The organism is Ulvibacter sp. 2305UL32-6 (genome assembly GCF_058148545.1).
This window is the reverse complement of record NZ_JBYVKA010000001.1, coordinates 1007842-1028570: the sequence shown is the minus strand read 5'-3', so window position 1 is coordinate 1028570 and position 20729 is coordinate 1007842. Positions and strand designations below refer to the sequence as shown.

At 38.4% G+C, this 20729-nt stretch carries 24 protein-coding genes; 18 read left to right on the top strand and 6 right to left on the bottom strand.

The features are described 5' to 3' along the window. From gldD to rpmA, 4 genes are all read left to right on the top strand, one after another. Positions 1–564, top strand: coding sequence for a gliding motility lipoprotein GldD (gene gldD, locus ACY2RU_RS04975; protein ID WP_490137300.1), 564 nt, complete (start codon positions 1–3; stop codon positions 562–564). Positions 565–767: 203 nt separating this feature from the next. Continuing rightward, entirely contained in the window at positions 768–1634 is an 867-nt protein-coding gene (locus ACY2RU_RS04970; protein WP_490137299.1) for a DMT family transporter, read from the top strand. A 174-nt stretch (positions 1635–1808) separates the two neighbouring features. Further along, a complete protein-coding gene (gene rplU / locus ACY2RU_RS04965; RefSeq protein ID WP_490137298.1) occupies positions 1809–2513 on the top strand; it encodes a 50S ribosomal protein L21 in 705 nt (234 codons plus the stop codon). Between the two features lie 63 nt (positions 2514–2576). Next, a complete protein-coding gene (gene rpmA / locus ACY2RU_RS04960) occupies positions 2577–2840 on the top strand; it encodes a 50S ribosomal protein L27 (protein ID WP_371455674.1) in 264 nt (87 codons plus the stop codon). Between the two features lie 273 nt (positions 2841–3113). Here rpmA and ACY2RU_RS04955 read toward each other — a convergent pair whose 3' ends face one another. Further along, entirely contained in the window at positions 3114–3404 is a 291-nt protein-coding gene (locus ACY2RU_RS04955; RefSeq protein ID WP_490137297.1) for a Bor family protein, read from the bottom strand. Positions 3405–3570: 166 nt separating this feature from the next. Between ACY2RU_RS04955 and ACY2RU_RS04950 the strand changes: the two genes are divergently transcribed. Then, entirely contained in the window at positions 3571–4152 is a 582-nt protein-coding gene (locus tag ACY2RU_RS04950; protein ID WP_490137296.1) for a DUF3332 domain-containing protein, read from the top strand. Between the two features lie 72 nt (positions 4153–4224). On the opposite strand, the gene ACY2RU_RS04945 is transcribed toward ACY2RU_RS04950, so the two are convergent. Continuing rightward, complete coding sequence (locus tag ACY2RU_RS04945; protein ID WP_490137295.1) at positions 4225–4866, bottom strand: transglutaminase domain-containing protein; 642 nt, start codon at positions 4864–4866, stop codon at positions 4225–4227. A gap of 198 nt (positions 4867–5064) precedes the next feature. On the opposite strand from ACY2RU_RS04945, the gene ACY2RU_RS04940 reads away from it, so the two are divergent. Further along, on the top strand, positions 5065–5601 hold the full coding sequence (locus tag ACY2RU_RS04940) for a hypothetical protein (RefSeq protein ID WP_490137294.1): 537 nt from the start codon (positions 5065–5067) through the stop codon (positions 5599–5601). A gap of 178 nt (positions 5602–5779) precedes the next feature. Here ACY2RU_RS04940 and ahcY read toward each other — a convergent pair whose 3' ends face one another. Then, positions 5780–7090: an adenosylhomocysteinase gene (ahcY, locus tag ACY2RU_RS04935; protein ID WP_490137293.1), complete on the bottom strand. Its 1311-nt coding sequence runs from the start codon at positions 7088–7090 to the stop codon at positions 5780–5782. 149 nt (positions 7091–7239) lie between these two features. Here ahcY and ACY2RU_RS04930 point away from each other — a divergent pair, with 149 nt between their 5' ends. The 9 genes from ACY2RU_RS04930 (at position 7240) to ACY2RU_RS04890 (ending at position 13937) form a co-directional block, all read left to right on the top strand. Further along, entirely contained in the window at positions 7240–7884 is a 645-nt protein-coding gene (locus ACY2RU_RS04930) for a 4'-phosphopantetheinyl transferase superfamily protein (RefSeq protein WP_490137292.1), read from the top strand. Further along, complete coding sequence (locus ACY2RU_RS04925; protein WP_490137291.1) at positions 7881–8615, top strand: phosphoglycerol geranylgeranyltransferase; 735 nt, start codon at positions 7881–7883, stop codon at positions 8613–8615. Before ACY2RU_RS04930 ends, ACY2RU_RS04925 begins: the two co-directional genes overlap by 4 nt. 18 nt (positions 8616–8633) lie before the next feature. Continuing rightward, entirely contained in the window at positions 8634–8894 is a 261-nt protein-coding gene (locus tag ACY2RU_RS04920; protein ID WP_490137290.1) for a thiamine-binding protein, read from the top strand. Further along, positions 8878–9510, top strand: coding sequence for a nicotinamide riboside transporter PnuC (gene pnuC, locus ACY2RU_RS04915; protein ID WP_490137289.1), 633 nt, complete (start codon positions 8878–8880; stop codon positions 9508–9510). The genes ACY2RU_RS04920 and pnuC overlap by 17 nt, the downstream gene beginning before the upstream one ends. Next, complete coding sequence (locus tag ACY2RU_RS04910) at positions 9471–10037, top strand: AAA family ATPase (protein WP_490137288.1); 567 nt, start codon at positions 9471–9473, stop codon at positions 10035–10037. The genes pnuC and ACY2RU_RS04910 overlap by 40 nt, the downstream gene beginning before the upstream one ends. Next, a complete protein-coding gene (locus tag ACY2RU_RS04905) occupies positions 10037–11569 on the top strand; it encodes a DUF4301 family protein (RefSeq protein ID WP_490137287.1) in 1533 nt (510 codons plus the stop codon). The genes ACY2RU_RS04910 and ACY2RU_RS04905 overlap by 1 nt, the downstream gene beginning before the upstream one ends. Continuing rightward, positions 11566–11970: an alternative ribosome rescue aminoacyl-tRNA hydrolase ArfB gene (gene arfB, locus ACY2RU_RS04900; RefSeq protein ID WP_490137286.1), complete on the top strand. Its 405-nt coding sequence runs from the start codon at positions 11566–11568 to the stop codon at positions 11968–11970. The genes ACY2RU_RS04905 and arfB overlap by 4 nt, the downstream gene beginning before the upstream one ends. Positions 11971–12161: 191 nt before the next feature. Continuing rightward, positions 12162–12470, top strand: a complete 309-nt coding sequence (locus ACY2RU_RS04895) for a hypothetical protein (protein ID WP_490137285.1) — start codon at positions 12162–12164, stop codon at positions 12468–12470. A gap of 120 nt (positions 12471–12590) precedes the next feature. Next, a complete protein-coding gene (locus ACY2RU_RS04890; RefSeq protein WP_490137284.1) occupies positions 12591–13937 on the top strand; it encodes a sigma-54-dependent transcriptional regulator in 1347 nt (448 codons plus the stop codon). On the opposite strand, the gene ACY2RU_RS04885 is transcribed toward ACY2RU_RS04890, so the two are convergent. After that, complete coding sequence (locus ACY2RU_RS04885) at positions 13934–16384, bottom strand: ATP-binding protein (RefSeq protein ID WP_490137283.1); 2451 nt, start codon at positions 16382–16384, stop codon at positions 13934–13936. The genes ACY2RU_RS04890 and ACY2RU_RS04885 overlap by 4 nt on opposite strands. Before the next feature lie 303 nt (positions 16385–16687). On the opposite strand from ACY2RU_RS04885, the gene ACY2RU_RS04880 reads away from it, so the two are divergent. Then, positions 16688–18901, top strand: a complete 2214-nt coding sequence (locus ACY2RU_RS04880) for a TonB-dependent receptor (RefSeq protein WP_490137282.1) — start codon at positions 16688–16690, stop codon at positions 18899–18901. Here ACY2RU_RS04880 and ACY2RU_RS04875 read toward each other — a convergent pair. Continuing rightward, positions 18898–19332: a hypothetical protein gene (locus ACY2RU_RS04875; protein ID WP_490137281.1), complete on the bottom strand. Its 435-nt coding sequence runs from the start codon at positions 19330–19332 to the stop codon at positions 18898–18900. The two genes, ACY2RU_RS04880 and ACY2RU_RS04875, sit on opposite strands and share 4 nt — an antisense overlap. A gap of 190 nt (positions 19333–19522) precedes the next feature. Here ACY2RU_RS04875 and greA point away from each other — a divergent pair, with 190 nt between their 5' ends. Then, entirely contained in the window at positions 19523–19999 is a 477-nt protein-coding gene (greA, locus tag ACY2RU_RS04870; RefSeq protein ID WP_490137280.1) for a transcription elongation factor GreA, read from the top strand. After that, on the top strand, positions 19999–20391 hold the full coding sequence (locus ACY2RU_RS04865; protein ID WP_490137279.1) for an HIT family protein: 393 nt from the start codon (positions 19999–20001) through the stop codon (positions 20389–20391). The genes greA and ACY2RU_RS04865 overlap by 1 nt, the downstream gene beginning before the upstream one ends. On the opposite strand, the gene ACY2RU_RS04860 is transcribed toward ACY2RU_RS04865, so the two are convergent. Further along, positions 20383–20727: a hypothetical protein gene (locus tag ACY2RU_RS04860; protein ID WP_490137278.1), complete on the bottom strand. Its 345-nt coding sequence runs from the start codon at positions 20725–20727 to the stop codon at positions 20383–20385. The two genes, ACY2RU_RS04865 and ACY2RU_RS04860, sit on opposite strands and share 9 nt — an antisense overlap. Between the last annotated feature and the right edge of the window lie 2 nt (positions 20728–20729).

The window sequence follows — 20729 nt, the reverse complement described above, 5'->3', positions numbered from 1 at the left end:
ATGCGTTTTATTGCTGCCATTCTTTTTATTGTTTTTTTTGCTTCTTGTGAAGATGAAGTAACCGTGAAGCCAGAGGCGAAACTGCGTTTAGAGTATCCTAAAGCTTCCTATTCACTTGCAAAAACAGCGGCTCCCTATACCTTTGAGAAAAACACTGCCGCCACCTTAATAGCAAAGCGAAATTACGGTATGAATATTCATTATCCGAATTTGAATGCTACGGTTTATCTAACATATCAACCTGTTCGTAATCAGAATTTGGATTCGTTATTATATGATGCGCAGAAGTTGACCTATGATCATAATACGCATGCCGACGCCATACCAAGTCAGGTATTTGTAAATCCCGAACACAACAGTTATGGGATGTTTTATGAGATCAACGGAAATGCCGCTACACAGGCGCAGTTCTATGTGACCGATAGTCTCGATCATTTTTTGTTGGGCTCACTTTATTTTAACATCAAACCAAATTTTGATTCCTTATATCCCGCTGTGATCTATTTGCGTGAAGATATGCGTCATATTATGGAAACACTCACTTGGACGCCGGTTGAGCATTAGGTTTTCTTCGGAAATTTTAACAAGCGTGTTTTTTTAAGTAAAATGAGCTGCTTGCCAGCCGATTTTTGTTTTGTCTCTTTCCGAAGTATTTTTCAGTATTCAAGACAATTTACTGTTCCCCACACCCAACACTCAACACTGTATTTCCAACATTTTACATCGTTACTTTTCAATTTAAAGCCTCATCTTTGCAGCGCATGAAAATGGATCAAAAAAAGTGGATGTATTTGGCGGTTCTCTCAGTTGTTTGGGGAAGTTCCTTTATACTTATTAAAAAAGCACTCATTGGTCTAACTCCACTGCAATTGGGTGCTCTTCGAACACTTTTTGCAGCTACTTTTCTTTTGCTTATTGGTTTTCGTTCTTTAAAGAAGATCAAGAAAAACGAATGGAAATGGATTGCCATTTCTGCCTTTATGGGCACATTTATTCCGGCTTTCCTTTTTGCTTTCGCAGAAACAGAGATCGACAGTGCTATTGCGAGTATATTAAATTCGACTACCCCAATTATGACGCTTGTCTTAGGCGCTTCCATTTTTGCTATAGGTTTTTCGCGCAATCAATTGGTAGGTGTGATCGTGGGATTGATAGGAAGTTTTTTGCTTATTTGGAGTGGTGCAGAGGTCAACCCCAATCAGAATTATTGGTATAGTGCTTTGGTTTTAGCGGCTTCCGTTTGCTATGCGATCAATGTAAATATCATCAAAAGATACCTTCAGGAAATACCGGCAATGGCTATTGCTGTGGGGAATTTTATCGTTTTAGTAATTCCAGCGTTTATCGTCTTGTTGTTTTCTGGGTTTTTTGAAAAAGAAGTGATCACTTCCGAAGCAACACATAAGGCTTTAGGTTATTTGCTTATTCTTGCCGTGGTTGGCACGGGTGTGGCCAAGGTTTTATTCAATAAGCTGGTGCAAATTAGCACCCCTGTATTTGCTTCGTCAGTTACCTATACTATTCCCATTGTAGCCTTGCTTTGGGGGCTTTTAGACGACGAGAAATTTTCTGCAATGCAGTTGGGAGCGACCTCTGTTATTTTAGCGGGTGTTCTTTTAGCGAATAGAAAATAAAAGGGGAGACGTTTTTTGTGCTGAAAGTGCTGTAAAATAGTGCTTAAAGACTTTGCAGATTCACTTATTAAAATTATATTTGCACCCCTCTTACGCGAAAGATCTTCGTGTAGGTAGCCGAAAGCTGCAAAAACAGAGAGGAAATTATAAATTAATTTAATTAAACGTTACGCTATGTACGCAATTGTAGAGATAGCAGGGCAGCAACTAAAAGTTGCGAAAGATCAAAGGGTCTTTGTTAACCGTTTAGCTACTGAAGAAGGAAAAAAAGTCGAGTTTGACAATGTCCTTTTGATTGGTGACGGTGACAATGTTACCATTGGCGCCCCGGCTATAAACGGCGCTCTTATTGGAGCAAAAGTCGTTAGACACCTTAAAGGTGACAAAGTTATTGTTTTCAAAAAGAAAAGAAGAAAAGGCTACCGTGTGAAAAACGGTCACAGACAAGCACTTTCTGAAATCGTAATTGAAAGCATTGTTGCTTCAGGAGCTAAAAAGGCAAAAGCCGAAAAAGCTGCTCCAAAGGCAGAAGCTAAAAAAGCTGAACCTAAAGCAGAAGTAAAGAAAGAAGCGCCTAAAAAGGAAACAGCAAAAGCTGCTCCAGCAAAGAAAGCCGCTCCTAAGAAAACTGCTAAGGCAGACGATCTTAAAAAAGTTGAAGGTATCGGTCCTAAAATTGCTGAAACTTTAGCGGAAGCAGGAATTGATACATTTGCTAAATTAGCAAAGACAGATGCTGCTAAGATCGCTGATATCATCGCAGATGTTCGTGGAAACCACGTAACAGACACATGGCCAGCACAAGCTCAATTGGCTGCCGATGGTAAGTGGGATGAGCTTAAAAAATGGCAAGACGAATTAGACGGTGGGAAAGCGTAATTGCTCATCACTCAAGTTTAACTTATATCCTGTTGCATAACGGGAACTTAAAACCGAAACAAAATGGCTCACAAAAAAGGAGTTGGTAGTTCTAAAAACGGTAGAGAATCCGAATCGAAACGCTTAGGTGTAAAGATCTTTGGAGGACAAGCTGCTATTGCTGGAAATATCATTGTAAGACAACGTGGTAATACACATCACCCAGGTGAGAATGTATATGGTGGAAAAGACCATACTTTACACGCTCGTGTAGACGGTGTTGTAAAGTTTACTAAAAAGAAAGATAACAAATCGTATGTAAGCATCGTGCCTTCGGCTGAAGCTTAATCGAGATTTTCTTTTAAACGATTAAAAACCCCAATCAGAATTTCTGGTTGGGGTTTTTGTGTTTAGACTATTTTACCTTTTTAAACCAGATATGTCTTGCCAATAGGATACTAATAATGGTTAGTATGATAAAAAGCAACACATGTCCCAATAAAGCACCTTGACCAAAATCACTTAAATTAGTGACTTTAAACCCAACAAGCTTTACCAAAAAGTAAATAGACCTGCATAGGAGCAATAAACATATAAAAAAGGCTATTCGCTTTAACATGCTTAATATTTAACGATAGTAGTGGTAGGGCTGTAAATACCAAAAGTAATAGCATTAACAAGACCATTTACAAAAGAGTGCTTAGTTGTTACAGTGTAGTCTTTTGCCCCATTTGCCATAGTTTCAGGCTGAGAAACACCTACTGGTGCCAATCCGTAAATTACGTAGTGATTCCATTTTGTAACTTCATTGTTTCCTTGCGCACCATTACCCACAACATGAGTCTGTACATAACAAGAAGATAAAAGAAGTGACAACGCACCAAATAGAAAGATAGTTTTGATTTTTTTCATTATTTAAAATTTTATGTTTAAAACCCAAAACTAACTTAAATGTATTGATTCCCCAATGAATTTTTGAGCGAAATCCTCAAAAATTAGCTAACGGATTTATACTAAAAGGAATACAATTATTAAGTAAAAGTTGTAACTTCATATGTATAATCTAAAACCTATTATTATGAGAAAAATTATTATTTGCGGTGCCTTGGCATCTTCCGTTTTATTTTCAAGCTGTTTAGGATCTTTTAGTGCTTTCAATGGGTTGAAAGACTGGAATATGGACCTTACAGATAGTAAATTTGTCAATAATCTTGCCTTTTGGGGATTAAACATTATTCCTGTGTATGGTCTCTTTTTTATGGGTGATGTAATTGTATTTAATGTAATTGAATTTTGGAGCGGGAGCAATCCTATTGCGATGACCGATGGCGAAATGGAAACCCAGATTGTTGAGCACAATGGGACCAATCTCGAAATGAAAGCTTCAAAAAATCGCTTTGAGATCAAAATTCTTGATGGAGAGCGAATGGGAGAACGTATCGATCTAGTGTACAAGCCTTCAGAAAAATCATGGAATGCTGTAAAACAGAACGGCGAATTGATCAAATTATCTTCTATTGAAGAAGGACTTATCGTGTATCACTTGCCAGATGGTAAAGACATAAAGTTAGATCCAAATACAACAAGAGAAGACGGACTGGCTTTTATTAACAGTGAAATTTATTGCTACCAGGCAGGGATGTCGCAGGTAGGGATGTAAACGTCTAAAACTATGCAAACAAAGGCTCCTTTTAGTAAAAAGGGAGCCTTTACTATTTAATTGAGCTTTAAACTATTGAGAGAATACGGGTTTGTCGAATTCTTTAAGCGAAATTGGATTTGGCTGTAATGTCCATTGCTTATTTTCGGGATAATGCGTCTTTATAAAATCGGTCGGACTGGTGTGATACCAAAATAGATTAGGACGAGCATTGCGACTATGACTTTTAGCCCATGTGATATCCAGGAGTTTCCACTGACCATTAATTTTTACTGAATTCCAAGTGTGATTTACTTTATTTGTAGCTCTAGCTTGTCCATTATACAACTTAGTATATCCATGAACTACTTCTGCTTTGATTCCAACTTCCGAACACAAATCGCGAAATAACATGGCGTATCCTCCACAAAGGGCCTTTTTTCGCTTAAGCGCAGTTTGAACCACATTCGCTTCGGAAGTGTAAATCTCTTTTTGTAACGTTTTGCTCGTGTGCAAGGTATGGTCGTACGCGATATTGGCAGCGATCCAGTTAAATATAGCCTTGCTTTTTGCCTCTTCGGAAAGTTGACCGCCAGTAATACTTCGCGCTAGACGGTTAAGATCAATTTTATGCTCTGCTCTCATAGGTGTTGACGTGCTGCGTTTACCATGATCACGGTTAATAACATCGCCTATTTGCGCATTTCCGAAGGTGGGAACTACTATTAATGCCAAGAAAACTATCTGTTTAACGAACATAAAAATTCAACTTTCTTAGTAGAGAACGTTGAAAAGTATTTCCTTCGTATATAACTGGATGTTTCAAATAGCCATTAGGATTACACCTCGTGGTTAAGTGCCATGCTAAAACCTGAGTGTGCAGTAACAAGGGAGATAGGTATGGTTTTTGAGACACAACTAAAAAACCAAATTATGAAATACCTAGCCATTGTTATTTTATTGAGTCTTAGTTTTTCGTGTATCCCGCTTAAGATCGCTCCCAATATGGAGCATGGTGAGGTGGTGAAAGCGAAGCGATTTGTCAAAGAGTTGCCCAACCAATACGCTTATGTTTTTGATGACCCAAAAGACGCAAACGAATTTTATAATTATATCAATGCCAAATACCAAATCACCTATGAAGACGGAAATGTACCTGTTATAATCAATGAAAGAAAGGCGTATTTGACTTTTTATGAAGTGAATAAAGAAACGCAAACAGTTAATTTGATTCCTATTCTGGTAAATTCTTCTTTGGAAGAAAAAGGCTATAATCCTATTTTAAAAGATGCTGAAGAAACACGCTTTGGAAAATGGTATATCGCGCTTACCGTTACTGATGAAGCTTACAAAGATTGTTTAAATCCGAAGTATGATAATTACGAAGGAGTAGGTCAATTTGTTGCCGCATTACGACAAGAATACTTAACTACAACCGATTATATTGAGGTGTATCTCCGAGCAAAATGAACACGCCCTAGCTCGCAATAGTGATTGCAGTGGCAGCTTGTGCCGAGGCTGGCATCGAGGCACAACTATAGCGGAAAGCACGGCAATTGCCTTAATAAACAAACATAAAGGGCATTAAAATAAAAACCCCCACATTTGCTGTGAGGGTTTTTTAGGTAACTTATTAGACGTTTTGGGTCTAGTATCTGTAATATTCTGGTTTAAACGGGCCTTGAACATCAACACCAATGTAAGATGCTTGATCTTCACGAAGTTCGGTTAATTCTACACCGATCTTTTCTAAGTGTAATTTGGCTACTTTTTCGTCTAGATGCTTCGGAAGCATATATACTTTATTTTCGTAAGCTTGTCCGTTTTTCCATAACTCGATCTGCGCAAGGGTTTGGTTCGTAAATGAATTACTCATCACAAAACTTGGATGTCCCGTAGCGCAACCTAAATTTACTAACCTTCCTTCGGCTAGTAAAATGATGTCTTTTCCGTTGAGATCATATAGATCTACTTGTGGCTTGATCTCGTCTTTAGTAGCATTGGCATTTAACCAAGCTACGTCGATTTCGTTATCAAAGTGACCAATATTACATACAATGGTCTTGTCTTTCATCGCTTGGAAATGTTCAGGACGTACAATATCTTTATTTCCAGTGGTTGTGATTACAATATCAGCATTACCAATAACGGTCTCAAGTTTCTTCACTTCAAAGCCGTCCATAGCAGCTTGTAAAGCACAAATAGGATCGATCTCGGTTACTGTAATAATAGATCCCGCGCCTTTAAATGAGGCTGCTGTTCCTTTTCCTACGTCACCATAGCCACAAACCACAACACGTTTTCCGGCTAGCATTACATCTGTTGCACGACGAATTGCATCAACGGCACTTTCACGACACCCGTATTTGTTATCGAATTTAGATTTGGTAACGCTATCGTTAATATTGATCGCTGGCATAGGAAGTGTTCCGTTCTTTACACGTTCGTATAAACGGTGCACTCCTGTAGTAGTTTCTTCTGAAAGCCCCTTAATTCCTGCAGCTAATTCTGGATATTTGTCTAAAACCATGTTGGTAAGGTCACCACCATCGTCAAGAATCATATTCAATGGTTTTCTTTCCTCACCAAAGAACAATGTTTGCTCGATACACCAATCAAATTGTTCTTCGGTCATACCCTTCCAGGCATAAACAGCGGTACCTGCAGCAGCAATAGCTGCAGCTGCTTGATCTTGTGTTGAAAAGATATTACATGAACTCCATGTAACTTCTGCTCCTAAGGCTTGAAGCGTTTCAATGAGAACGGCCGTCTGAATGGTCATGTGAAGACATCCAGCGATACGAGCACCCTTTAGAGGTTGTTCGTTTTTGTATTCTTCACGTAATGACATCAGCCCTGGCATTTCTGCTTCAGCAAGTTTTATTTCCTTTCTTCCCCAATCGGCAAGCGTAATATCTTTTACTTTGTTAGCTGTGTAAGGTATTGTTTTCGTAGACATAGTATTTTTCTTTTTATTCCCTCGGAAACAGGAAACTCTTTTAATTATAAGTAATTTGTAATCGTTGTAAACCAAAAAATTCAGCAGAATACGTACTTTTACCGTGCTAATTTTTCGCTAGCAAAAATACGGAATATCGTTTAAAAATCATGCCTCTTTACAAAACTATAACAGTTACCCCAACCACTAAAGTCCTGATTTGGAAGATTTCGGAAGACTTTAAAACCTTGGCGACACCCATAAAATTGACGGAAAATTGTCAGATACGAGTTGATGGGATGAAAAGTGATCTACACCAGCGTGGATTTATGAGCGTACGTCATTTACTTGCTATAGAAGGCTATACCGATCATGATCTATTTTATGATGACAACGGGAAACCACATTTACGTGACGGGCGAAAAATTTCTATAACGCATTCATTTATATTCTCGGCGATAATTATAAGTGATACCGAAGTAGGAATTGATATCGAAAAGCAACGCTCCAAGATCTTAAAGATCGCGCATAAATTTACACCTATAGAAGAGTATAGAACGCTCGCTAATGAAGATGCGGTTATGAGAAAATTAACCATGGTCTGGGGAGCAAAAGAGTCGCTCTATAAAAGTTTTGCAACTCCCGGCACAAGTTTTTTACAACATATTTATGTAGACGATTTCAATTTGGACGATCTTAAAACGACTTCGGAAGTGAGTTATGAAGGGAAAACTGAAGAATACCGCGTTTGGTTTTTAGAATTTGAAGGGTTTACCTGCGCCTATGCACTACTTTCAGAAGGAAACCAGATATGAGTGAAACACTATATCAAAACATATTGAACGATCGGTTACAAGGTAAAAAAGCACTTGCCGTTTTAGTAGATCCCGAAAAGTTTATTGTAGAACAAGTAAGTGAGTTTCTTCAAAAACTTCCAACGGAAACAACTCATTTTTTTGTAGGCGGCAGTACAGTACTCGAAGGGCAGACGGAAAGAGTGGTAAAGGCATTAAAGCGAAGCACCTCGCTCCCCGTTATCTTATTTCCTGGAAGTTACGAGCAAATTACAGAGGCGGCCGATGGTATTTTATTTTTATCATTGCTCTCTGGAAGAAACCCCGATTATTTAATCGGTCAGCAAGTAAAGGCTGTTCCGTTTTTAAAAGATAGTTCCTTGGAAATTATTCCAACGGCTTATGTATTGATAGATGGAGGACAAGACTCTGCAGTGGCGAGAGTGAGTAAAACAAGTCCGATCCAACAAACTCAAGTTGAAACTATTCTAAACACGGCGCTTGCCGGTCAGTATATGGGCGCCAAAATGATCTACCTTGAAGCGGGAAGTGGCGCGAAGACGCCTGTTGCTGACAAAATTATTTCAGAAGTAAAAAAGGCAATAAAAATACCGCTTCTTGTTGGAGGAGGAATTAGAACTGAAGAACAAAGGCTGCAAGCCTATGATGCTGGCGCCGATTTGGTTGTAATGGGCACCGTATTTGAAGAAAAAAAAAGAATTAAAAATCTCTCGCAACAAGGTTTGTTGTGACTTAATTTATAGCTGATTATGAATATTTCGGTAGAACTTACTCTTACTCCCTTACAAGACGATTTTGAACCTGCAATTATTGCATTTATTAAAAGTTTACGAAAGAGCGGATTAACAGTTTTAGAAAATCCCTTAAGCACACAGATCTATGGCGAATATGATGCTGTAATGCAAGTGCTTAATAAAGAAATGAAAGTAGCCTTAGAAGCAGTAGACCGCGGATTGTTGTATATTAAAATTGTAAAATCGGATCGCAGCGACTATGAACCCCATTTTTGATTTTTTCCTCGAACCCTATTACGATAGGCCCGCTCATCTTATCATTTTGGAAGCAATTGCTTTTTTCTTCGGAATTGCAAGTGTAGTATATGCCAAAAACAGAAATGTCTTGGTTTACCCCACCGGCTTAGTAGCGACCGTTATCACGGTCTACTTGTTTTTACAAGATGAATTGATGGGAGATATGATGATGAATTTTTATTATTCTATTATGAGCCTGTATGGTTGGTGGAATTGGTCACGGAAAAAGGAAGGTGTGCCCGTAGTGCCTATATCTCGAACCACCAAAAAAGAAAAAGTTATTGGTTTTCTGCTTTTTATAATTACCATGATAGTAACTTATGCTGTTTACAGAGCTTACGGAACGGTAATTGAGCCTTCTAATTATATCGATATATTTACTTCGGGGGTGTTCTTTACTGCTATGTGGTATATGGCAAACAAGAAAATTGAAAATTGGACCCTTTGGATCTTTGCCGATATTATTACAGTTCCACTTTACGCATCACGAGGGTGGGGAATGTTTTCTTTACAATATTTAATTTTTACAATTTTAGCAATTCAGGCTTATTTAGCATGGAAAAAGACCTTGAACAAATCTCCTCAAACTGCATAAAGATCGTTTTATTCGGACCAGAATCTACGGGTAAGACTACTTTGGCTAAACAACTCGCGAATCATTACAATACGCAGTATGTTCCCGAGTTTATGAGAGAATACCTACAAAATAAATGGGATGATCATAAAGAAATTTGTAAAAAAGAAGATTTATTACCCATTGCTGTAGGGCAAATGAAAGCCGAAAATGAGGTCGCTGTAGTAGCTAATAAATTACTCTTTTTAGACACTAATTTAAGAGAGTTAAAAGTCTATGCTTCATATTATTACAACGGTTTTTGTCCGCCAGAAATTATAACGGCTTTGACTAAGAACACCTATCATTTTTATCTACTAACCTATATAGATACTCCTTGGGAAGCTGATGATTTAAGAGATAGACCCTATGATAGGTCGGCACTATTTCGTAAGTTTGAGTTCGAATTGCTAAAGAATAACATTCCCTACCAAGTTTTAAAAGGCGACCAAAAGACGCGATTGCACGACGCAATTTGCGCGATAGATCGCGAATTTGGAATACAATAATGTTAACAGAAAAAGACCTTATTCAAATCAAAGATCACGGAGTATCAGTGGATCAAGCTGTGTCGCAATTAGAAATGTTTATGCGAGGCATCCCATGTACTCAAGTGGTAACAGCAGCATCTATAGGCAACGGAATTGAAGTGATCAGCCAAGAGAATCAAGAGGCTCTCACTGCTATTTACGACGCTAGAAAAGAACCTTTAGATATTGTTAAGTTTGTGCCAGCATCTGGTGCAGCAACCCGAATGTTTAAATTTCTGCACAATTTTCTTGAGTTTTATGATCCAGAAAAGCAAAAATTTACAGATTTTCTAAAGCAAGGTAATCATCAAGAAGTGGCTCGTTTTTTCGAATCTTTTAAAGAATTTGCCTTTATAAGTAAACTTCGCAAAAAAATTCGCAAGAAGTATCCAAATTATAAGCAATGCAACAAGGGGCAACGCTATATGATCTGTGTAAAATCTATGTTGGATAAAGACGGACTCAACTTTGGAAATCTCCCCAAAGGACTCATTCCATTTCATAAATACACCAAATACGCAGTAACTGCTTTTGAAGAGCAATTGTATGAAGCTGCATTTTACGCGGTAGCAAAGGAAGATGTTTATTTGCATTTTACATTTTCAGAAAAACATGTAGACCTTTTTAAGTCGGAATTTGAACGCGTTAAAAATCGGGTGTCAAAGAAAACGAAAAAGAACTTTCATATTTCATACTCTTTTCAGAAAAAGGAAACAGATACAATTGCCGTTACACCAACCAATCAACCTTTTCGAGACGAAAATGGAAATATAATATTTCGCCCTTCTGGGCATGGAGCGCTGATAGAAAATTTAAATGAAGTAGATGCTGATGTCATTTTTATTAAGAACATCGATAATGTAGTTTCCGAAAATTACGTCGAAGAGATAGCGCATTATAAAAAAGTACTCGCGGGCAAATTACTTTGGCTCCAAGGTAAAATGTTCGGGTATTTGGAAGCCTTAGAAAAGGGTGATGTATCTTTAGAAGTTCGCAAAGAGATTACTTCGTTTATTTGGAATCAACTACATTTAAAGGGAATCCCTGAAGGAATAGCTGAACTGACTTATATTTTAAACAGACCGCTTCGTGTTTGTGGAGTTGTGAAGAATACAGGTGCACCGGGCGGCGGACCATTTTGGGTGGTGAATGAAACGGGCCTAAATTCCTTGCAAATTGTTGAAACAGCTCAAATTGATATGACCAATCCGCATCAGAAGGCGATCGTACAAGAAGCTACACATTTTAATCCTGTTGATCTGGTATGTGGCGTTAGAGATTATAAAGGAAACAAATTTGATCTTACTAAGTTTGTAGATCCAAATAGTGGGTTTATCTCAAATAAATCTCAAAATGGTAAAGACCTTAAGGCATTAGAGCTTCCAGGACTCTGGAATGGTGCTATGGCTAAATGGAATACAGCTTTTGTTGAGGTTCCGTTAATTACGTTTAATCCAGTTAAAACGGTCAATGATCTACTTCAAAAAGAGCACCGACCCCTTATGCGATGAATGCAGATATTATAATTAAAGAACTTTCCTTTAAGGCAATTCGCAGCAGTGGTCCTGGCGGTCAACATGTAAACAAAACGGCTTCTAAGGTTGAGATTACTTTCTCCTTGCATGCTTCGGAAGGGCTCACGGAAACAGAAAAGCAACGGCTTCAGTCAAAATTAGTAAAACAACTTTCTTCGGAAGGACAACTTATTATTCAATGCAGTGAAACACGTAGTCAGCACAGGAACAAGGCCATCGGAATATCTAGACTTCTTAGTATTCTTACGGAAAATTTAAAGGTAGCCAAGCCTCGCAAAAAAACAAGACCTTCTCAAGGTGCTATTGAAAAGCGTATCCGCTCGAAAAAGAATAATGCTTTAAAAAAAGCAAACCGAAAACCTCCCCAACACGACTAAAAAGTGACAATAACTGTGTAAAATTTACACAACTGTATCCATAATTTCACACTTTTCTTCTTCTTTTGTTAGAAAACGATTTGTTTAAAATGTTGTTTTATAGGTATTTAAACTGATTCGTCGAGTTTTATTTATCATGGCATAACTTTTTCAATGGGTATTGTGCTATGAATAATAAAAAACAACATACAATGAAAAAGTTAATTTTTGCCGCAATTTTAGGAATGGGATTCTTAACCACAACAGTAGCTCAAACCGAAGTTTCTAAAGAAGAGTTAGTGGCTCAAACCACATTAAGTACTCAAGATTTTATTGAAGTCAATGTATCTGATCTTCCCCAACCTGTTAGCGATGCCGTTGCAAAAGATTTTGAAGATGCCACCATCTTAAAAGCCTGGAAAAACGAAAAAGGTGAGTTTAAACTCGCTGTTAAAACTGCAGACAAACAGAACCTAACACTCCACTCGAGTGCCAAAGGAGAGTGGCTAACAAAGCAGTAAGCTGCAGGTATTTTTTAGATTCAATACTTCGCATGGGGCGTCCTTCGGGACGCCCTTTTTTGTGATAATTTTAATTTATTTTCTTCCTTTAGTGAGTAAATTAGCGATTCTCACATAACTATGGCTGTAAAAACACTCCTTGTTGAAGATGATATTGCTTTCGGAAAAATGATCAGCACATTTTTAACCCGAAACGATCACGTGGTGCATCATGTTACAACCCTCGACGAGGCCAAAGATCTACTTTCGAAAGAGACTTTTAATATTTGCATTACCGATCTACAGCTGCCCGATGGCTCTGGGTTAGATCTTTTAGCTTTTGCCAAGCAAAAATACGCTCAATTGCCTGTAGTAATGATGACAGGTTATGGAGATGTGAGTACAGCAGTGTCGGCCATTAAAAAAGGTGCATTCGATTATATTTCGAAACCCTTTAGGCCAGAAGAATTGCTAATGACCGTGCAAGAGGCTTTAAAAGCACTTCCGAAGCAAAAAGAAAATCATATTAAAACACCACCCGAGCTTGTTTCCTCGCCACCAAATGCGTTTGTCACTGGTATTGACAAACGCTCAAAACAATTAAATGAACATATTGCTCTGGTAGGTCCTACGCAAATGAGTGTGCTTATTCAAGGAGAAAATGGTACTGGAAAAGAGGTGGCGGCAAAGGCCATTCATAACGCGAGTACACGAGCCCAAGACGCCTTTATTGCGGTTGATTGTGGAGCTATTCCGAAGGAGATCGCTACCAGTGAATTTTTTGGACATGTAAAGGGCAGTTTTACCGGTGCTATAGAGGATAAAAAAGGTTATTTTCAAGCAGCACATGGAGGAACCTTGTTTTTAGATGAGGTGGGAAATCTTTCGTATGAGAATCAAATTCAATTGTTACGAGCACTACAAGAACGACAGGTAAAACCTGTTGGAAGTAATGTTGCGGTTGCAGTAGATATTCGGGTGATTTCTGCAACAAATGAAGCCTTGAGAGAAGCGGTGGCCGACGGAACATTTCGAGAAGATCTGTATCACAGGCTAAATGAGTTTTCTGTGGAAATTCCGCCCTTACGCGAGCGCAAGGAAGATTTGTTATTTTTTATCGATGCCTTTTTGAGGGAGGCAAACGAGCTGTTAAACAAAAATGTTGTAGGAGTGAGTAAAGAAGTAATGATCGCTTTTAGGGCGTATCATTGGCCTGGAAATTTACGAGAATTAAAGAATGTGATCAAACGAGCTGTTCTTTTAACCGAAGGCACTCTTATTCTACTCGATGTCATCCCAAGGGAGGTTCTTCAGGTTAAAGACAAGGAATCAAAACTCGTAGATTTTTCAAAAACAGCTAACGAAAAACAGCTAATTCTAAATGCGTTGGCAGAGGCCGGTCAAAACAAATCTAAAGCCGCAATTCTATTAGAAATGTCGCGTAAGACCTTATATAATAAAATGGAACAATACGGGATCGATCGCTAGATTGCTTTTAACTGGGTTGTGATCTTTAAGATCTCTCTCTGAAGTATTTCTTCCTTTTTCGCCAAATTAGTTCGATCTAAATCGGCTGCTACGGGTTGTTCAAAAGGCTCCAATAAAGAAACAATAGTATTTGCTTCCAACTGACGCCACATGGTTAGCATTTTATGAGCAATGTTTTGTATTGCCTTATAGTCTTCATTTTCAATAGATCTATGCAATTCCTGTTGGTCTTTTTCAGACTGCACAAAAAATGTTTGTAGCATATCGCGTACGGCGTGATCACTGCCCATAAACGAACGAAGCAAGCTTAGATCATAATCGGTTTTAGATATATTGCTGTTTTCTTCGGAAGCTGGTAAAGTGGCTTCCGAAGAAAACAAACTCACTAACGTTTTGTAAAGTGTGTTAGGCGTAAATGGTTTTTGAAGCATTGCAGCAAACCCTTTATCAATATAAAAACGTTCTGCTTTCGATCTGTCGCCCGTCATAAGAATCACCGGAATAGCAGCGTGGTTTGAAAAAACACCTGTTTTAATTGCATAAAGCACATCAAACCCAGAGTGCATAGGCATTTGCATGTCGGTCAAGATAAAATCGGCATTAGCTACGACCTTTTCGTTTAGATCGCTGAATTGTGAAAATAATATAGGTCTTAGTCCGAACTGCTCAAAAACCTCTTTCAGCATTTGAAGGATAGAAAGATCATCGTCAATGATCACTGCGCTGAGACCCTTTAACGGTTTTATTTCCGAAGAAACTGATATAACTTTAGCGTCTGTTCTTTCTAGTGGAATTGTACATATAAAGGTGCTCCCTTCGCCAGGCCTGCTTGTCACATCTAAAGTTCCTCCTAAAAGTAGTGTGAGTTTTTTAGAAATGGTAAGGCCTAGACCGCTCCCACCGTAGCGCTGTGTTGTGTCGTCATCTGCTTGGGTAAACTCGTGAAATATGCGAGCCTGTTTCTCTCTTTCAATACCAATACCTGTGTCTTTAACTGCGAGTGAAATGATGTCGTGATCTTTAACTATAGGTTGATGAGGTATATCTTCGGAAATAGGCGTTGCGCTAATATTTATTTCACCTTCCGACGTAAATTTAAAAGCATTCGAGACCAGATTGGTAATGATCTGCCGGATACGCAGTGCGTCTCCCAAATAGGTTGCGGTGGAAAGATTTTTATCGATAGAAACGGTTAATTTGACAGACTTTTCTTTATGAAGGGCTCGCTGATCTTCAGCGATTTGCTCTATGATCGCTTTTAGTTTAAAGGGTGTTTTATCTAAACGCAACTTTCCGGCTTCCAGTTTCGATAGATCCAACAGATCATCTGCCAGTTTTGCTATATACGCAGCGTTATCTCCAATATTTGCGTTGTAATACGTCTGTTTCTCGGAGAGTGAGGTGTTTTTAAAAAGCTCGGTATACCCCATGATGGTGCTTAATGGTGTTTTGAGGTCATGACTTACAGTAGCAATAAGTTGCTCTCGGCTTTTTAGGAGTGCTTCGGTTGTTTGTTTTTCCTTTTGAAGTTTATCTTTAAGCTTTTCAGCTTTAAAGAAATCGGTAATAAGCCAATATGAAAAAAGGAGTATAACGATTGCTCCTAAAACCGCAGAGGTTTTAAGGACCTTTGACGAACGGGTAACAGTGGCTACTTTTTGCTGTTTGTCTTGAGATTGTTTCCGCGTGATTTCGCTGTCAAAAGCATACATCATTTGTTGGATCTTTTCTGAAATTATGAGATCATTGGTAATGAGTTCACTTTCCTTTTCAACAAGGGAGGCTTTAAGCTGACGGTTGTTGCGTTTGGCGCCCAACACTATATATCGGGTAACGCCAAGAATTGAATCAATCACAGCAGCAGGCACATTTATGCTGTCACGCTGCCTATTACGATTCATATAATCTACATAACGTTGTACCTGTTGGAGTTCTTTTTTAGAAAGTTTTTCAGGGTTTGCAACAAAATTTTCTATAGTAAGTTTGCCAATATTGTCCTCAAGGCTTTTAAATTCTTTCAGAATTGCATCTAAGGAGGTGTCATTGGAGTTTTCAATTTTTAAGGATCGCAGTTCCGCAATATTATCTTCTTTATCGCGCAACAGGATTTTAATGCTATCGAGTTGTTGCTTTTGAATTTCTTCGGAAGTCAACTTTTTGATATATTCTATAGTTCCAAACAGCGAATCATTTTTGTCTAAATAATTGTTGAAGTCGGTTTCGTCAAGGGTGAGCAATGCGATTTTTGAAAAGCGATCTGTTTCGTAAAGTGAGATGAGGAGGGAGCCTGTTTCAATATATCGTTTCTCGGCGGCCGTTTCTGTTGTTGTATTAAACTCATCCTTTAGTTCATTGTACAAAAAGATACTTACAAACACAGCTAAGGCAACAAGCACCAAATAACTGAGAATAATTTTAAGCGTAAATCGTTGCCTGCCAAGGTTCATACCTCAAAAGTAGCCACAAATTGTAGAAGAGGGTATTAAGGTTTTGATAAAAAAATGCAAATGCAAACAACTCTTTGTATATCTTTGCGGAACATCTCAAAGGGGTGCTTAAGAAATTAGGCTGAGATTATACCCATGGAACCTGAGCAGGTAATGCTGCTAAGGAATATTACTGTCGCATCGAGCGCAGTCGAGATGTGAGTCGAGTTTTTCTCATAAGATCTCGACTGCGCTCGACCAGACAACATCATTTTTATAAATTTAGAATAATGCCCCTTTTATTCGTAACAAAACTGTTTACGAATGAAACGTACTGCTATTTTTGCCATTTTAACTGCAAGCTTTTTTCAACTAGCTGCCCAAACACAAGTACAAGATTCTACCAAGGTAGAAAACCTAGAAGAAGTACTTATCAAGAGTGTTCGCGTTGATGCAGATTCACCTATTACACATTCCAATCTCACTGCCGAAGAGCTCGAGTCACGAAATTTGGGCCAAGACATTCCGTATATGCTTAATTATTTGCCCTCTGTGGTCACAACTAGTGATGCTGGAGCAGGCGTGGGGTATACGTATTTGCGCGTTCGTGGAAGTGACGGTTCGCGAATCAACGTAACGCTTAATGGAATTCCTTTTAATGATGCCGAAAGTCAGGGAACCTTTTTTGTGAATCTACCCGATTTTACGTCTTCCGTGGAAAGTTTGCAACTCCAACGAGGTGTGGGTACGTCAACCAATGGAAGCGGTGCTTTTGGAGCTAGTCTGAATATTTTAACCGATGCTATTTCAGAAGAGGCCTATGGTGAGATCGCTAATAGTTTTGGCTCCTATAATACTAGAAAACACAATGTAAAATTTAGTACCGGTTTACTTGATGACAAGATCGAAATTGCGGGAAGATTATCAACAATTCAAAGTGATGGGTATATTGACCGAGCTTCGAGTGATCTGAAATCCTATTTTTTACAAGGGAGCTATGTTACAGATAATACTTTGATCAAGGCGATTACCTTTGGCGGTCGCGAGGAAACTTACCAAGCGTACTATGGAATTGATGCTGCAACTCTGGAGAGCGACCGAACCTTTAACACCGTAGGCCAACAATTTGATGCCGATGGTAATTTTCAGGGGTATTACGATAATGAAGTTGATAACTATGCGCAAGATCACTATCAGCTGCTATGGAATCAGCGTTTTAATGGTGCATGGACGACCAATGTTTCGTTGAATTATACCTTCGGAAGAGGCTACTTTGAACAGTATGTAGACGACTATTATTACAGCAATGTGCTTTTTAGCGGTGCATCATCATTCGATTTTATAGGTGCAGAACCTGTTGAAGTTAATGGTGAAACTATTACATCAACTGATTATATCCGAAAAAGATGGCTCGATAACGATTTTTATGCTGTTAATGCCAATGCAACTTATAAAGAAGATGCTTTGGAAATTACGGGAGGTGCATTTTACAGTTTGTATGACGGTGATCATTTTGGTGAGATCTTATGGTCTGAATTCCCTACAGGATATGATTATAGAGGTCGATACTATCAAGGAAATGGCACAAAAAAAGAATTTACTATTTTTTCGAAAGCAACCTACCGTATTAACGATCAATGGAGCGTGTTTGCCGATCTGCAAGGAAGATTTTTAAATCATACGATCTCAGGGATCACTTCAGATCGTGTTCCATTGGAAGTTGATATTAATTACGATTTTTTTAATCCCAAAGCTGGTGCTTCCTTTCAGTTAAACCAGGGAAATCAGTTTTATTTTTCCTACGGAAGAGCGAATCGCGAACCTAGAAGAAGTGATTTTGAGCAAGACTTATTTACGGCTGAAATATTAGACGATTTCGAATTAGGCTGGCGTTATGCTTCAGAAAAAGTAAAAATAAATACCAATCTTTTTTATATGGATTATAAAGATCAGTTGGTGTTGACAGGTGCTATTGATGATGTGGGTGCTCCCATTAGAGCAACCAGTGGAAAAAGTTATCGTTTGGGTGTTGAAATTGATGCTATGTGGGCAGTTTCAGAAAAACTACAGATCATGCCAAATATCGCTTTAAGCACAAATAAAAATGTTGATTTTATTTTTTCAAGAGATGGAGAGCTAGTCAATTTAGGCAACACCAATATTTCGTATTCGCCTGCTGTTGTAGCGGGTAATATAATACAATATCAACCGGTTGAGGACCTCAATCTCGGTTTTCTTTCAAAATTTGTAGGAGAGCAATTTATGGGGAATATTGACAGTGAGTTTTCTAAGTTAGAGAGTTATTTTATCAATGATCTCAATATAACGTATCGTTGGAAGAAAGTGCCGTTTGCAAAAGAGATTTTGTTTTCCGGTCTGGTAAACAACTTGTTTAGCGTAGAATATGTTTCGAATGGATATTTCTTTACCTACGATGATGATTTTAGCGAACCTGGAACCATCACGACGGTAGAAGGGGCAGGCTTTTACCCACAGGCAACCACCAACTTCCTACTAGGGGCAACCATTCTTTTCTAGTTGGTGATCCTAATTTGATCTCCAGTTCGAGTCACTCGATATGCTTGCATAGGATACAGATTATTGTCTGTAGTATGCTGTCCATCGGTGATAAAATATTCATTCGTGTCTGAACCACACGGACAGGTGGCAATGGGTGCGGCAACGGTCATACGCGAACAATCATTGGGCGGATGATTGGGGTCGCTAAGCTCAAGGGCAGTGTATAGATCGTTATTGACATTATACACTACAATACCGCGAATTCCTTCGCTGCTTAGGATGACACTATTGCCTGGAAATTTTAGCGGATCGTATTGTGGCAGATTTAAATTGAGTGAGATATTGACAATTGGATCGGTAAGATTTGGATTGTCATTTCGCAGATCATCATCCTTTCCACATGAATAGAGCAAACCAACAATTAGTATACTGAAAAAGAGGGGCTTCATAGTTGTTTTATTACTTTGTCAAAAATACAATAAATAGATGGTTATTTATTTTTTTAGTATCTTTGAGATACAAAATCCTATCTTCCATAGGGTTTTTTGGTTCCCGCGCTGGCGGGAATCTTGGTATATAGTGTTTTCGTTTTTTGACGGAAACAGAACATTAAGATTATAGATATACAACGATGAAGTTATGAGTAAAGTATCTTATTATACAACTGAAGGTTTAAAAAAACTAAGGGACGAACTCAATCAATTAAAAGATGTAGAACGTCCAAAAGCGTCGCAGGCAATTGCCGAAGCGCGTGATAAAGGAGATTTGAGTGAAAATGCCGAGTATGATGCTGCCAAAGAGGCACAAGGAATGCTTGAAATGCGAATTTCCAAATTAGAAGAAGTGTATGCTAATGCACGTGTTATAGATGAGTCTCAATTAGACACATCCAAAGTTTTAATCCATTCTACTGTAAAGATCAAGAATGAGAATAACGGTATGGAAGTGAATTATAAATTGGTCGCGCAGAGTGAGGCTGATCTTAAAACAGGAAAAATTTCTGTCGATTCTCCTATCGGAAAAGGACTATTAGGAAAAGAAGTTGGGGATGTTGCCGAAATACAAGTGCCTAATGGAACACTAAAGTTTAAGATTATTGAAATATCAAGAGATTAATGGCGTCAATTTTTACTAAGATCATTGCTGGTGAGATTCCTTGTTACAAAGTAGCAGAGGATGACCACTTTATTGCGTTCTTAGATATTAATCCAAATGCCAAAGGTCATACCTTATGTGTTCCGAAGAAAGAAGTAGATAAACTTTTTGATTTGGATGAAGACACATATGCAAAGCTTATGATGTTCTCTAGAAAAGTGGCCATTGCCTTAGAAAAGGTAGTGCCATGCAAGCGTGTAGGAGTTGCTGTTGTAGGTTTGGAAGTGCCCCATGTGCACGTACATCTCATTCCGTTAAACAGTATGAAAGAAATGACCTTTTCTCACAAGGTTAAAATGAATTCTGAAGAGTTTTCGGCACTTGCCGAAGCAATTCAGAACGAATTAGCGTAATACGAAATAGTAGATTAAACCACCCACAATAATTGCATCAAGTAATATAAAGCCATAAAGTAGCGGTTTTAATTTAAGGGGTAATCGCTTTTCTTCTGCTATTTTCTTGTTGTATTTGTATACACGTTCAATATCGTCGGTCCAACTTACTGGATAGATCTGATTATTACAGGTATGACAATAGAGAAGTTCAGTCACTTTAGGATCTGGTTTTTTCATAAAAACACTCTCGACCATTTTTTGCGAAAAAGTAAACTCTAAGCCATCATTTCCGTAGCATTCCGGGCAGTTGTTAGTAGCTCTCGCGTTGTGCAAGACATGTGTAGTTGTCCCCATAA

Excerpts from the sequence above, each read along its gene's own strand:
- ACY2RU_RS04970 (WP_490137299.1), top strand. The coding sequence starts at position 768 with ATGGATCAAAAAAAGTGGATGTATTTGGCGGTTCTCTCAGTTGTTTGG.
- ACY2RU_RS04880 (WP_490137282.1), top strand. The coding sequence starts at position 16,688 with ATGAAACGTACTGCTATTTTTGCCATTTTAACTGCAAGCTTTTTTCAA.
- ACY2RU_RS04885 (WP_490137283.1), bottom strand. The coding sequence starts at position 16,384 with ATGAACCTTGGCAGGCAACGATTTACGCTTAAAATTATTCTCAGTTAT.
- greA (WP_490137280.1), top strand. The coding sequence starts at position 19,523 with ATGAGTAAAGTATCTTATTATACAACTGAAGGTTTAAAAAAACTAAGG.
- gldD (WP_490137300.1), top strand. The coding sequence starts at position 1 with ATGCGTTTTATTGCTGCCATTCTTTTTATTGTTTTTTTTGCTTCTTGT.
- ACY2RU_RS04875 (WP_490137281.1), bottom strand. The coding sequence starts at position 19,332 with ATGAAGCCCCTCTTTTTCAGTATACTAATTGTTGGTTTGCTCTATTCA.
- rpmA (WP_371455674.1), top strand. The coding sequence starts at position 2,577 with ATGGCTCACAAAAAAGGAGTTGGTAGTTCTAAAAACGGTAGAGAATCC.
- rplU (WP_490137298.1), top strand. The coding sequence starts at position 1,809 with ATGTACGCAATTGTAGAGATAGCAGGGCAGCAACTAAAAGTTGCGAAA.
- ACY2RU_RS04895 (WP_490137285.1), top strand. The coding sequence starts at position 12,162 with ATGAAAAAGTTAATTTTTGCCGCAATTTTAGGAATGGGATTCTTAACC.
- pnuC (WP_490137289.1), top strand. The coding sequence starts at position 8,878 with ATGAACCCCATTTTTGATTTTTTCCTCGAACCCTATTACGATAGGCCC.
- arfB (WP_490137286.1), top strand. The coding sequence starts at position 11,566 with ATGAATGCAGATATTATAATTAAAGAACTTTCCTTTAAGGCAATTCGC.
- ACY2RU_RS04890 (WP_490137284.1), top strand. The coding sequence starts at position 12,591 with ATGGCTGTAAAAACACTCCTTGTTGAAGATGATATTGCTTTCGGAAAA.
- ACY2RU_RS04930 (WP_490137292.1), top strand. The coding sequence starts at position 7,240 with ATGCCTCTTTACAAAACTATAACAGTTACCCCAACCACTAAAGTCCTG.
- ahcY (WP_490137293.1), bottom strand. The coding sequence starts at position 7,090 with ATGTCTACGAAAACAATACCTTACACAGCTAACAAAGTAAAAGATATT.
- ACY2RU_RS04925 (WP_490137291.1), top strand. The coding sequence starts at position 7,881 with ATGAGTGAAACACTATATCAAAACATATTGAACGATCGGTTACAAGGT.
- ACY2RU_RS04940 (WP_490137294.1), top strand. The coding sequence starts at position 5,065 with ATGAAATACCTAGCCATTGTTATTTTATTGAGTCTTAGTTTTTCGTGT.
- ACY2RU_RS04865 (WP_490137279.1), top strand. The coding sequence starts at position 19,999 with ATGGCGTCAATTTTTACTAAGATCATTGCTGGTGAGATTCCTTGTTAC.
- ACY2RU_RS04920 (WP_490137290.1), top strand. The coding sequence starts at position 8,634 with ATGAATATTTCGGTAGAACTTACTCTTACTCCCTTACAAGACGATTTT.
- ACY2RU_RS04910 (WP_490137288.1), top strand. The coding sequence starts at position 9,471 with ATGGAAAAAGACCTTGAACAAATCTCCTCAAACTGCATAAAGATCGTT.
- ACY2RU_RS04905 (WP_490137287.1), top strand. The coding sequence starts at position 10,037 with ATGTTAACAGAAAAAGACCTTATTCAAATCAAAGATCACGGAGTATCA.
- ACY2RU_RS04860 (WP_490137278.1), bottom strand. The coding sequence starts at position 20,727 with ATGGGGACAACTACACATGTCTTGCACAACGCGAGAGCTACTAACAAC.
- ACY2RU_RS04955 (WP_490137297.1), bottom strand. The coding sequence starts at position 3,404 with ATGAAAAAAATCAAAACTATCTTTCTATTTGGTGCGTTGTCACTTCTT.
- ACY2RU_RS04950 (WP_490137296.1), top strand. The coding sequence starts at position 3,571 with ATGAGAAAAATTATTATTTGCGGTGCCTTGGCATCTTCCGTTTTATTT.